The sequence below is a fragment of the Chryseobacterium sp. UNC8MFCol genome, assembly GCF_000482305.1.
Lineage (GTDB): Bacteria > Bacteroidota > Bacteroidia > Flavobacteriales > Weeksellaceae > Chryseobacterium > Chryseobacterium indologenes.
This window is the reverse complement of record NZ_KI535293.1, coordinates 251,272-264,042: the sequence shown is the minus strand read 5'-3', so window position 1 is coordinate 264,042 and position 12,771 is coordinate 251,272. Positions and strand designations below refer to the sequence as shown.

Below are 12,771 nucleotides of genomic sequence, written 5' to 3'. Positions count from 1 at the left end.
ACTTCCTTATTTTGGCAACTTTTCTTAGCTGATTTACTTCTCCAACGTATATTTTCCTATTATACTCTCTACCACCATTTTACAATATCATTAGCATTTACAGATATTATATATTTTGATGATTCATTTATTTTATGGTTATATATTATTCCTTTTCTTTTAAATAAAAGTCTAACATTTCTCTTAACATGTTCCTTATTTTTATAATTAAATATTCGATGAAACGAGTGATCAGGCTGCATAAGTAATATATTCATTTTTGAATATCTTGGATGGTTTTCTGGGTAAATATTGGAAAGAAAGATAAAAAACCACTTTGTATCTTTAAAAATGTATCTCCATTTATCATCTTCTATTTTTAGACTTGAGACACTGTCTGTCATATACTTGTAATTAAAATAGAATAATAACTTTCTTAATATTTGAGAAAGATTATTAACATCTTTTATTCTAATAGAATTATCAAAATAAAAAGAAATAAAATCTTGTTTTACATAATCTCTATTTTCAATAATATTGGTTAATTGTTTTTTTATCTTAGATAATGCAATATTATCTTCCAAATTATTTATTCTAATTAATGTATTACTGTATGAATTTTTGGCAAAAGGACACAATGTATTATCTTTTATATGTTTAATAATAAATTGATTTTGTTCGGAAGTTGTATTCATTTGGTTCATTTGTATTTATTATCTATAAATTATAGATGCGTTGATTTAATTTTGATATCTTCTATATCTAATCCTTTTTCTTTCATTTTTAATTCGGCGTCATCTACTATTATTTTTCTTAATTCATCCATTACTAAAGTATTCTTAGTATGTTTATTTAATATATAAGTCATGGAATACTCAATTTCTTCCCATGTATCTATATTAGATTGATTATGTTGTATTTGAGCTTCTAGCTTATCCATTGAGTTTGCTATTATAGCCTCTATCGATTTTTTATCTTCGAATTCTAAAAATAATTCTAAAATTTCTTCTCCATTTGAACTTTTCAATTTATCAGTAATAAATTTAATAGCTTCCTTTTCCTTTTGTTTTTTTATCAATTTTATTGAAGGATCTTTTATCTGTTCTGTCAAAAATACATCTCCTGATATGGCCTCAACTATATCATGAACTATTATCATTCTAATTACTTTATTATAATCTATTCCATGAAATTCTTCTTTTATAAGAGGTTCTAATAAGATGGCCATAAAAGAGACTCTCCATGTATGCTCTGCCACACTTTCTCTTCTGTTATCTGACAGCCAGCTATGTCTCAATTCTTTTTTTAAATTTTCCGATAATTTTATTACTTCATAAATAGATTTTAAATTGTCAATGTTCATATTTTATATATTTAATTGTATTTATACCATTTCTTCTACCCAAAATAAGAAAAGCATTATTTTGTTGAGTGACTGCTATTAGAATGAATACTTTCTGTTGGAACTTCCTTATTTTGAGGATTGCATTCTCCACAGCAGGAAATCATGTATGCTATTAAAAAGCATCATCAAAATAATTCTTAATTTTATTATAATTTTATTTATTCATTGCAAAAGTAAAAAAAATAAATCACCATGTAATGAATTTTATTATATAAAAAATCAAAAGATTGCTGAAATTAAAATTAATATCTCCCCTGATTAGTTTTATTCTGTCTAATGGAACTAAAAAGCAATCTAAAGTGCTGCGCAAACTCTCCTGACTTTGCACAAATAAAATAAAACCAATCTATAAAAAATAATCTCCGAAGTCTTCGACTTCGGAGATTATTTTTTATTCTAGTTCAGGACAAATTCAGGATTTCTAATCAATTTTGAAATCCAATAGATCTTTAGGTGATACGTTTAGACCTCTAGCCAAATCAATTAATGTAGTAAATGCAAAGTTTCTTTTTCCATTTTCTATATCGCTTACTGTACCTTTAGTAATTTTGGAACTATTGAGAACAACATCATCTTGGGTAAGCCCGGATTTAAGTCTTAAATTTTTGACGTGTTCTCCAAATCTTTTTAGTATATCGTCTTGTAAAACGTCCATTTATTAGCACTTTGTACAAAGGGCGTAATTTTTTTAATAAAATTTGTTACAAGTACTTGTAACAAAATGAATATTTCTTATATTTGGAAAAGATTACTCATTAGAGTAATTTTGCGATACTTCAAAGAAATATAGAAGCTATTGCTTAGAATCTTGCTTTTGAAAACTGGTAATTTTTAATAGGAACAAGACGATAAGCAGGAAGCTCACGACCTAGGCGTGGGCTCTCTTATCTGTTCCAATGGTATACCAGTGCCTCAAAAGCGGATATTGTAGAGTCTCATGCCTTTTTATTTTCATGCTGTTCTGCTTTCTGCAATCATCTTTTTCTAAGCCTGCTTTACCACATCAAGTATCATGATACGGTACAATGGAGTGTACAATCCATTGCGGCTTTCGGGCTTTTAGAAAAACACAAATTCTACTCTATTCAATAGGCTTGTATGCGAGGGATTTCCTCTATACGGCCGGTAAAACCGTACAATAAAAAATACAGACTCATGCAAAAAATCAGAACAGACTTTCAGTCCCGGCTCGGGAAAAGTCACAAAAAGTATTACGGCTTGCAGATGATGGAGACTTACTTCCAGCTCAATGACCTTACAGCATCCAAAGGCCACCTGAACAGCATAATGAACTATGCCATCAAAAGAAATAGCTGCATACGGGAAGACCCGTCCGTCATTCTCCATTTTCACCAGTCAATGCGGTTGTTCATCCGTGCAGGCTACGCGATAGCAATAAAGGAAAAGAAAGGCACCTTCAATACTGTCACGGAAGAGGTCCCTCCATTCGTCCTTGGCTTGCTTTCTGGGAAAGAATACAAAAATCCCCTGTTGGTTTTTAGAAAGGCATTCAGGGAGTACAGTATACAGGAGTTTGATTATTTTATGTCCGGGATGGTCTATTTCTCACTGGGAATGTATGACAACCTTCCGGAAAGGAATATCATAAACCCATACATCCATCTGGTCAAAATGCTGGATGCAGCCTACCTCATTGTACAAAGGAAAAAGAAGCCATAAAAAAACATTGCACCCAAAAAATACATCGTCCGGAATCATCAGATTCGGGACAATAAAACATCCGTTACCTGCTCCGGAAGCCCCTCCAGCTAATCTTATACCCGTCTCGGGCCACTTCATCAAGGGGCTCCGGCCACTTTTGTAACCACTATAAACACTTCATACAATGCCTTTATACACTTGTATAAATGCCTGAAGGCCCTTGTGTAAGTGGTTATAGGCTCTTCCAGGCGGCCCGCAGACCGTTGAACAACAAAGTATAGCCCCATACACAACTCCATTTACCCCCTTACCTAAGGGGGTATACCCATACTGAAAATAAAATGCAAAACATCGGTGAAGCCGCAGTGCGTGTAGGAAAATAACCCGATGCTCATCTGATTACAAGCGATTTTAGAAAATACTCTTCAACTTTTTCCTATCTTTAAACCACGGTTATCCAATTCAATTCCGTCACAAAAAACAAACACTAAAGCCCATACCCTTGAAAACAAAATTAGTCTTCCTTTTATTTTTCGGCTCACTGCTCACCCGCGCACAAACGCTTAATTTTAAGAGTCTCGCCAATATGTCTGCCGGCAGAGGTGCCATCACCAGTGTAATTGTGGATGATAATATATACGTAAGCAATGGCTATCAGGAAAACGGCGGCAGTGCCAATTACATTGAAAAATATAATATTACGGATAACAAATGGAGCATCCTCAACGCTACCCTGCTCCCCAAAAAATTTGCGAATTCGGAAACTTACGATCATAAAATCTATATTTTTAACGGCTGGGGAAACAGCCATCTTGAAATTGTAGACCTTGCTACCAATACAATAAAGAAAGGCGCTGTGAATCGTTCGTATACAGGAAATGCAGGGTCGGCCATCTATAACGGCAAAATATATGTCTTCGGCGGCAGCGGGCTAAACGGCGCTGCAACCACCAAATTTTCTGACAGGTTTCAATATTATGATATCGCTTCCGATACATGGCATCCGTTACCCGACATGCCCACAGCCAGAGAAGCAAAAGGCAAAATCGTGAATGATAAGTTGTATGTGATTGGTGGCTTCAACGGTACATCATCCCGCCTGATCAATGTATACGACCTCAAAACCGACCGCTGGACCAACCAATATACGATGCCTTCGGGGATATCGGGACATGCATTAGCCGTATCCGGCGATAAGATTTTCATCGCAGGAGGCTATAATAATCAAACTTTTCTGGCCTATTTTGATACGACAACCCATAAGTTCCATCCGTTATCATCCAATATGATCCCCAGGAGGCATGCTGCCGCAGAAATCTATAACAATAAGCTATACATCATCGGCGGTAGTACAACTTCTCTAACCAAATCAGCTATTAAAAGTATACAGGCAGCAGATATTACAGAAAGTGCCCTCTCCTCAAATACCGCTGCTGAAAATTATGAAACTAAAACAAGAGTCTATACCAATGCAGCCAGAGACGGCTTCATCATCAGCAATAAAAATAACAGCAATCAGTTTGAATATACCGTTTACTCCGCTGATGGACGGGAAATAAGCAAAGGTTTTGCTTATTATAATAAAGCGATAGACCTGTCTAAAGTGCAGCCCGGGAAGTACATTTTTAGTTTTAAAGATGAGAAAGGGATGCTGCAGCAGATTAAAGTTTTCAGATAATTTCTAGGGAAGAGTACATCATATAAAGTATCTATACATCATCAGTACTTTTTCTGCCAGTAGAAAAAAAGTAACAAACCATTTTAAATGCAAATGAGAAAATATATTATTTCAGGAATTTTAGTTTTAGTTTTTCAGGTATTCTACACACAAATAAACACAGAACTTATTAAAAAGAATGTCATCGAAAATCCGCAGGAAAATTTTTATAAACTTTTAGATATATTCAAAGTAAGTCCGTCTAAATTAACGCAGGAAGAACTGAATCAACTTTACTATGGAAGCAAATTCGTAAAAATGGAATATTCCATTGGAAATTATAACCGTGAATCCGGCACATTCTGGAAGCCTGCTCAAAAAAGATTGTCAAAAAGCAAAGCAGAAAAGATCGTCACCGAGGCTGAATCAAAATACTCAATTAATCCTCTCAATAAAAATTTACTGGATGATATGATGAATATTTACCGCGCCCTTGATGAAAAACAAAAGGAACAATTATGTTCTCAACAAAAGGATCTGATCATTAAAACTATAGAAAAAAGCGGCGATGGAAAAAGTGAAGAAACAGCAATCTGTGTTTTAACGCCCGGTGAAGTTTTACAACAACTTCAAGAATTAGCAAGTTCGGGACCCAGAGAAGAATTCAATCAAAAAACAAAAGATCTTCCGGACGGCAGCATTCTGACAATTTATACAATCGGAGATAGAAACATTTTTGTAAAACTTGTGGGGGGATATTTTTAAAGAAAATCCCGACCTTACAAAATAAAAATAGGGTTTGCACTACTATGGCAACATTCATCAAAAATAGAAATTTAGGACTTAAAATTGGGGCCATTTTCAGTTTACTATCTTTCTTATTAACATTCACTTACCTCGTTCCTGTTTTCACCGTGATCCCGGGAAGCATCATAGAACTAATTGCAGAGAATTTTGTAAACAAAAATCCATACTCTAATGTGGGAAAGGTAACGATTCTAATTTTTGTTTTAATATTAATCATCTTTCTTCTCTTAGTGTTAACTGGGATCAAAAATATGGCTAATAAGGGAATTCATTTGACGTGGGTTGAAGTAGTTATAGAGATGCTTATCTTTTATTTTATTATTCATCCACTGGGATTTTATATATATTGGGGTTTATTTTTAGATTTCAGGAGTGACGGGCAACTCATTTTTTCGGCTATCACAAGCTTTCCTTATTCAAGTATTGGATTTATCATTTTCGGAATACTTATAGATCAGGTTTTGAAAAAAGAATTTAAAAATTCAAATTAAGTTTATAACGTGCCCCTTAAATGATTATACTATTTTTACAAAACGGAATAATGATTCTATTTTTTGAGTCTGAAATTAAAGATATCATTACTGATGAGAATATCTTCAGAGATGACAGAAAATCTTTATGCTTGCGAATAAAAAAGGGAAACCAGATATAATGATACTCTTTCTGGTTTAAAAAAATTATAATAAAAACGATTTTATCTTTCATCTAAAATAAAACTGCAAAGTACCCTCTCCAATGAAAAAAGCCTTCGACTTCCTTACCCAATTAAGAGAAAACAACAACCGAGAATGGTTTTCTGCCCACAAACCGGAATATGATTCGATTGTGAAAGAAAACAAAACCTTTTTTACCCGGATTTATAATGAACTTCAGGAATATGACAAGTTAAAAGGAATTCATATTTTCAGGATTTACAGGGATGTTCGTTTTTCTAAAGATAAAACACCTTATAAAACTGATTTCGGGGTTGGATATTCCCGTTCAAAACCCATGTTGAGGGGCGGATATTATATTCAGCTGGAACCCGGCAACAGTTTTGTGGGAGGCGGATTCTGGGGACCTGAGGCTAATGATCTGCTTCGTATCCGCAAAGAATTTGAAATCAGCACTACAGAAATCGAAAAGATAACTTCCGACAAGACCTTTGTAAAATATTTCGGCGAGCTTCAAGGTGATTCCGTAAAAACGGCTCCGCGGGGGTTTGATAAAAATCATCCGGCCATACACCTGATCAGGAAAAAGCAATTTGTGGTGATGAGAAAATTTACGGATAAGGAAGTAGTATCAGACAATTTTCAAAAAGAAGTTTTGCAAACTCTGCTGGCGATGCGTCCGTTCTTTGATTATATGAGTGAGGTACTGACTACGGACCTCAACGGAGAGCCTCTGTTTTAAAAGCATCTTTAGACGTACCAGAATGAAATTAAAAATTGTAATCCTTCTATTTACCTTTTCCATCATAAAAATTTTTGCAACGGCCCAGGCGCCGGACAGAATCATCATCAACGACAAAGAATACAGCCTGCTGAATAATCCGCTGGAAAAATACTTTAAGGATCATCCGGAATATCATCCTGTCTACGGCCCCCACCTGACTATGTTCAAAAGATACAGGACTGAAGCCATCCCCCTTCCGTTTAGCACGGGAAATTACCGTGGATATATAGCCACCTTCAAACTTGAAAATAATAATCTGGTTTTAGCCGATCTTGAAATTCAAAATATCAATTCGACAAAACGCAACTATATTTCGGTGTACAAGCAGTTATTTAAAAATAAAAAAGTCGTTCTGAATTATTCGGGTGTGCTTGTTATTCCGGATGGAAAATTAGTTGAGTTTTCCAATTTCAGCTATTCGTCTCTATACGACCGGTATAAACTGATCACGATAAAAAACGATACTGTGGTTAAAGAAAAGGCGCTGGATAAAGATGAATTCGTAAAATTCAAACTCAACCAGTTTGAAGAATACAAAAAAACAGATACCTATAAAACGGCATTAAAAGAATTCATCAGAGATTGGGAAAACGACAAGAAAACGGAATTGTCTGAGAATAATACCAAAAAAATGTCCAAAAAAGAAATTGAGGCCTTACAAAAAGAATATGCACAACCACCATCTGAAGATTATATGGACATGTTTTTCCTGATGAGTAAAAAGCTGGATTTCGTCATTGTTGATTACTGATTTACAGAATACCACCTTCCCCCCAAAAAAAACATTTTACTTTTCTCACTTCAAATGAATAAAAAATGGGTGTAATGGTCAACATTAAATAAACGTTAACCTTTACTGAACCTCATTTTTCATGTCTGCTTTTTTGTAATTTCACTGTTGAAAAACTAATCAGAACCGCTCAAAACAGACATTGCATGAAGTTGTATATTTTCGCTTGTATCTTTTTTATCTACAATATCCTGAACGGGCAGATAAAAGAGTATCAGTCTTTCAGAAAGGGAGATTTTCCGGAAGGCATTTATATGGCCCTGGAAGATGTTTTAAACAAAACCCCTACTTCAACCACAGAAGTATATTATAAAAGTCCAGCAAAATCTGAATCTGACCATCTGCCGGAGAAGGTTTACTTTTATGAGAAGCAAAATAATGAGAAAATAAGAAAACCATTAGCTGTTTCGTATCAGGGAGAACTGTATTTTCAAACCTATAAAAAATACACCAACAAAGACGACCGGGGGTTTTTGCCCGATCAGTTTTCAAGATTTTGTAAGGTTACAGGCTATGGCCGGTTTCTATATTTTGAAGAGAATATGAGCGATGGCTGGGCCAAAGCACTCATCAGTACTTCTATCACCAGCAGACCCAAAGCCGTGGTACTGGATGCCGAAAAAAAAGAATTTAATATTCTCCCGGATTGTGACGACCTGAATGATTTTTTATTTGATCACGAGATCCCTTCTGTTCCGTGTGATCCGGACAAATTTAATATTGAAGAGGCAAGAAATAAAATAAAAAAGGTTAATGAGCCGTATCAATAAGATCTGCTTCGGTATCGGCAAGGCTCATGTATAAAAAGATGCACCATTTCTCCGGCTGCGTCCTTTCGTATCAATGAAATTCGTAAATTGGAGCAGCGGCAATCCGCTGCAATAAAAAATAAAAACTATACTCATGACAGATTATACACTCCCTCATTTCGGAAAGGTAGCCCTGCAAAATTTAGAAGAATATTACGATGTCAACATCGACTTTAAAGGCAATGAGATCCAGCTCGATCTGAATTTTGAAAACCCAAGCATTGATCCTGCCAAACTGGACAAAGTAAAAAACTTCCTGGAGAATATTGAAAAATTCGATAAGCAAAACAAAACATACATCACTGAAGACTATCACGATCAGGACGGCGATACGGTAAAATCTTACCTGGAACACCATCTTGAAGAAATCGACAGAGAAGAACTTTCAGCACTGATTAACTTTAATGATCCAAACATCGAACCTGAACAGCAATTATTAACAAAACTGGAACTGGTAAGGGTAGGATTTTATCCCGACAGTGAAGATACCTTTGCCATCCTGGATTATTCTATCGGGCAGGATCTCACCGATTATCTGGTGGTCATCAATACGGATGAAAACGGGCAATTGGATTATATGGCTATGGAAAGTTAAAAAAATCACCTATTAAAAAATGTCAAACACAGAAAAGATAATTGATAAAATTGATCCATTCTATTTTTTAGAATGGTTTTTTGTTTTATAAGGTTTATGAATGTAATATTGTAAAAAATTATTTCCATGTATATTCAAGTTTCTGAGGATTTCAAAAAGAAAAGTAAATCCGCTATTGTGGCCATTACTATTTTCGTGGTCGTTTATATTCTTTTGTTTCTTTTTACTCTTTTAGTAACGATAGCCTGTGTAGTAGGAGGAATCGCTCTGATCATTGCAAAGCCGATGTTTCTGACCTTAATGCTAGGTGTCGGAGCTATAGGAACCGGAGTATTTATCTTCTTTTTTATCATTAAATTTCTATTCAAAAAACACATTACCGACAGAAGTCATCTTACGGAAATCACAAGATCAGAAGAGCCGGAGCTTTTCAAAATGATTGATGAAATTGTAAAAGAAACAGGAACAGATTTTCCTAAAAAGACATATCTATCTTACGATGTAAATGCGAGTGTATTTTATGATTCAAGTTTCTGGAGTATGTTTCTTCCCATCAAAAAGAATCTGACGATCGGCGTCGGGCTTGTCAACACCTCTACAAAACAAGAACTGAAAGCGATCCTCTCCCATGAGTTCGGTCATTTTTCTCAACGTTCTATGAAAGTAGGAAGTTATGTTTATAATGTGAACAAAATTATTTTCAATCTGGTGAATGATGATGAATCTTATCGTAATTCGATAGAAAGCTGGGCAAATATGAGTGGTTATTTCTCCATTTTTGCGGCTATTTCACTTTTCATTACTCAGAAAATTCAATGGGTCCTTACCAAAATGTATTCCTTTGTTAATATCCGTCATATGGCACTTTCCAGAGAAATGGAGTTCCATGCCGACGAAGTAGCTGCACATATTGCAGGTTCTCTGGCGTTAGAAGAATCCCTTTTAAGAATAGAGCTGGCCAGTAGCTCCTATAATAATGTGCTTAGTTTTTATGATCATAAAATTTCCAAGAATCAATCCAGCAAAAACATTTACAAAGAACAATTTTTTGTGATGAATTTTTTTGCTCAGTTAAACGAATTGGAGATAAAGCATAATCTTCCGAATGTTAAGCTATCTGAATCCGGACTTTTTAATAAATCAAAACTGGTGATTGAAAATCAGTGGGCTTCACATCCATCTCATGAAGAACGTATTGCAAAACTCAGAGCACTAAATATTACCAAAGAAACAGATCATGGACCTGCAAGAAATTTGTTTCATAATTTTGAACAGATAGAAGAAAAACTGACAGCAAAACTTTTCTCAAGAGTAAAATATCAGAAAGGAAGAACCGATCTGGAGCTCGATATTTTCAAAACGGAATTTGAAGAAAATTATAAGAAGGACTCTTTTGATAAAATATTCAACAATTATTATGACAATAAAAACCCAGACTTTACAGTTCAGGAAAACACTTCTTCCGGAAGGTTTTCTTTTGATGAACTTTTCAGTAAAGAGAAAGTAGAATGGGTGTATACAATTATAGCCCTGGAAAGTGATAAAAAAATGATTGAAGCCATTATCAATAAAGAATTGGTTCTTAAGACATTTGATTATGACGGAGAGAAATACACTTCCGGAGAAGCCAAAAAACTGATTCCTATGCTGGAAAAATCTATCATAGAAATCAAAGCCAGGATCCAGCAAAACGACCTGAATATATACAATCACTTTCTGATGTCCGCAGCTGATTCGGGGAAAAAATCAGAATTTATCAGCCGTTACAAACTCCTTGCTGATCTGGACAGTCAATACGACCAAAAGCTTCAGGTTTATACAGATATTGCCAATGCAACAGCTTTTATTAATACAAAAACAACGTTTGACCAGATCAAACGAAATTTCATAAATCTTAAGCCTTTTGAAGAAATGCTGAAAAATGAAATCAAGCCTTATCTGGAAAGCAATACAATTGGTCTTGATCTGGAAGAGCAGGATATAAAAGATCTTAATTATTACCTTATCAATGATCTGATCTATTTTAATAATGATCAATATATGGAATCTCATCTGCAGATCATGATGAAAGCAATTAACATATATCCTTACCTTTTGAGCAGAAAATATTTCCGCCTGAAAAAAGATGTATTGGCCATCATGAAGGAATTGAAAACTGCATCCGAAATTGAAAAAGCAGAACTATGAATGTTACATTAGACACCATCATCCTTTATGTACAAAATGTTGAATTGCTCAAAAATTTCTACGCTGAACATTTCAATCTGAAAATTATTGAAGAAGGCCCGATCTGGGTTTTACTGGATGCCGGAGCAGCAAGGATTGGTTTACATAGAATCGGTGATCAGTACATGGAAAAAATAAATACAAATCATATATTTGACAGTAATACCAAATTAGTTTTCGAAATTGATATCGATATCGAATCGGCAAGAGCAGAGCTTCTGTCCAAAAATGTAGGAATGAGAGATATTAAAACATTTGAAAACTATGATTTCTGGCTGTGCGACGGTACAGATCCAGAAGGAAATGTATTTCAGCTGAAATGTAAAAAATAAAATAACCAATCTGCACAATGAAAAAAGTAATACTGGATTTAGCCACCACTTTAGACGGATTTATAGAAGGCCCCAACGGAGAAATCGATTGGTGCATCATGGATGACGACATGGATTTTGATGGATTTCTATCCGGTATCGATACCATTTTCTACGGAAGAAAAAGCTACGACCTATGGGGAAACTACCAGCCGGAGGAAAATGCAGCTCCCGCAGAGCAACAGCTCTGGAAAGGGGTGCATGCAAAAGATAAATTTGTCTTTTCAAGCCAGCACAGGGAAGATGAAAATGCTACTTTTATTACCTCCGATATCATTGAAAAGGTTACTGAAATAAAAAATCAGGGTGGAAAAGATATCTGGCTGTACGGCGGGGCGAGCCTTATCAACACTTTTATTCAAAATAATCTGGTGGATGTCTATAGAATATCAGTTCATCCGGTTGCTTTAGGAACGGGAAAACCCCTTTTTGAAGAGTTAAAAGAAAGATTAAATCTGAAGCTTATCAAAACCAATGTTTTTAAATCGGGTGTAGTACAGCTTATCTACGAAGTATAAGTATGAAAAGACTTTAAAAAATTAAAAAAAATAACCGTTCATGATAAGAATGGTTATTTTTTTGACCACAGATTTATATTTTTATTACTTTTATCTACCACAAAATCAATCAATAAAATAATATTTATGCCCCACTTTATCATAGATTGTTCAGAAGATATTCTCCAACTGAAAACAGCCGGAGAAATCATGAATGTAGTATATGAAGCTGCTGATGCTACAGGTTTATTTGCCCCTAATGATATTAAGGTAAGACTGCAGCCTTATCAATATTACCGGTTGGCAGAACATAAAAAAAACTTCCTGCATGTCTTCGGATACATTATGGAAGGACGAACTACGAAACAGAAAGCCGGCTTATCAAGACAGATCAGTCTCCGGCTTACGGAATTGCTTCCCGATATTTCTTTTCTGTCGGTCAACGTCAGTGAATTCGAAGCCGCAACTTACAGCAATAAAGCCCTGATCAATCCCGAAAATAAAGGTAAAGACAGGCATTTTGGACTATAATATCA

At 34.9% G+C, this 12,771-nt stretch carries 15 protein-coding genes; 12 read left to right on the top strand and 3 right to left on the bottom strand.

Translation table 11 applies throughout. The annotated features are described in order from the left end of the window. Positions 1-68: 68 nt before the first annotated feature. The 3 genes from M030_RS0123175 to M030_RS0123155 form a co-directional block, all read right to left on the bottom strand. On the bottom strand, positions 69-674 hold the full coding sequence (locus M030_RS0123175) for a YqcI/YcgG family protein (RefSeq protein ID WP_185097409.1): 606 nt from the start codon (positions 672-674) through the stop codon (positions 69-71). 29 nt (positions 675-703) lie between these two features. After that, positions 704-1,342, bottom strand: a complete 639-nt coding sequence (locus M030_RS0123170; protein WP_027375588.1) for an HD domain-containing protein — start codon at positions 1,340-1,342, stop codon at positions 704-706. Between the two features lie 463 nt (positions 1,343-1,805). Beyond that, a complete protein-coding gene (locus M030_RS0123155) occupies positions 1,806-2,039 on the bottom strand; it encodes a helix-turn-helix domain-containing protein (RefSeq protein WP_027375587.1) in 234 nt (77 codons plus the stop codon). Between the two features lie 500 nt (positions 2,040-2,539). Here M030_RS0123155 and M030_RS25150 point away from each other — a divergent pair, with 500 nt between their 5' ends. The 12 genes from M030_RS25150 (at position 2,540) to M030_RS0123095 (ending at position 12,766) form a co-directional block, all read left to right on the top strand. Continuing rightward, positions 2,540-3,064, top strand: a complete 525-nt coding sequence (locus M030_RS25150) for a hypothetical protein (protein ID WP_155860300.1) — start codon at positions 2,540-2,542, stop codon at positions 3,062-3,064. A gap of 484 nt (positions 3,065-3,548) precedes the next feature. Continuing rightward, complete coding sequence (locus M030_RS25145; RefSeq protein WP_155860299.1) at positions 3,549-4,724, top strand: T9SS C-terminal target domain-containing protein; 1,176 nt, start codon at positions 3,549-3,551, stop codon at positions 4,722-4,724. Positions 4,725-4,817: 93 nt separating this feature from the next. Further along, positions 4,818-5,468 (top strand): DUF4919 domain-containing protein, encoded by a 651-nt coding sequence (locus M030_RS0123140; RefSeq protein WP_172523094.1) that lies wholly within the window; start codon positions 4,818-4,820, stop codon positions 5,466-5,468. 44 nt (positions 5,469-5,512) lie between these two features. Next, positions 5,513-6,001 (top strand): hypothetical protein, encoded by a 489-nt coding sequence (locus M030_RS0123135; RefSeq protein ID WP_027375583.1) that lies wholly within the window; start codon positions 5,513-5,515, stop codon positions 5,999-6,001. A 244-nt stretch (positions 6,002-6,245) separates the two neighbouring features. After that, on the top strand, positions 6,246-6,905 hold the full coding sequence (locus M030_RS0123130) for a DUF2461 domain-containing protein (RefSeq protein ID WP_027375582.1): 660 nt from the start codon (positions 6,246-6,248) through the stop codon (positions 6,903-6,905). Positions 6,906-6,927: 22 nt separating this feature from the next. Then, positions 6,928-7,698, top strand: coding sequence for a hypothetical protein (locus M030_RS0123125; RefSeq protein WP_027375581.1), 771 nt, complete (start codon positions 6,928-6,930; stop codon positions 7,696-7,698). A 185-nt stretch (positions 7,699-7,883) separates the two neighbouring features. Next, the gene (locus M030_RS0123120; RefSeq protein ID WP_027375580.1) at positions 7,884-8,507 is read left to right on the top strand and encodes a hypothetical protein; all 624 of its coding nucleotides are present in this window, start codon (positions 7,884-7,886) and stop codon (positions 8,505-8,507) included. Positions 8,508-8,640: 133 nt separating this feature from the next. Continuing rightward, positions 8,641-9,141 carry a DUF2004 domain-containing protein gene (locus M030_RS0123115; protein ID WP_027375579.1) on the top strand — a complete coding sequence of 167 codons (501 nt, stop codon included), beginning with the start codon at positions 8,641-8,643 and terminating at the stop codon, positions 9,139-9,141. Between the two features lie 126 nt (positions 9,142-9,267). Further along, complete coding sequence (locus M030_RS0123110) at positions 9,268-11,328, top strand: M48 family metalloprotease (RefSeq protein WP_027375578.1); 2,061 nt, start codon at positions 9,268-9,270, stop codon at positions 11,326-11,328. Next, entirely contained in the window at positions 11,325-11,699 is a 375-nt protein-coding gene (locus M030_RS0123105) for a VOC family protein (RefSeq protein WP_027375577.1), read from the top strand. The genes M030_RS0123110 and M030_RS0123105 overlap by 4 nt, the downstream gene beginning before the upstream one ends. A gap of 17 nt (positions 11,700-11,716) precedes the next feature. Next, complete coding sequence (locus tag M030_RS0123100; protein ID WP_027375576.1) at positions 11,717-12,256, top strand: dihydrofolate reductase family protein; 540 nt, start codon at positions 11,717-11,719, stop codon at positions 12,254-12,256. A gap of 126 nt (positions 12,257-12,382) precedes the next feature. Continuing rightward, complete coding sequence (locus M030_RS0123095) at positions 12,383-12,766, top strand: 5-carboxymethyl-2-hydroxymuconate Delta-isomerase (RefSeq protein ID WP_027375575.1); 384 nt, start codon at positions 12,383-12,385, stop codon at positions 12,764-12,766. Positions 12,767-12,771 lie beyond the last annotated feature (5 nt).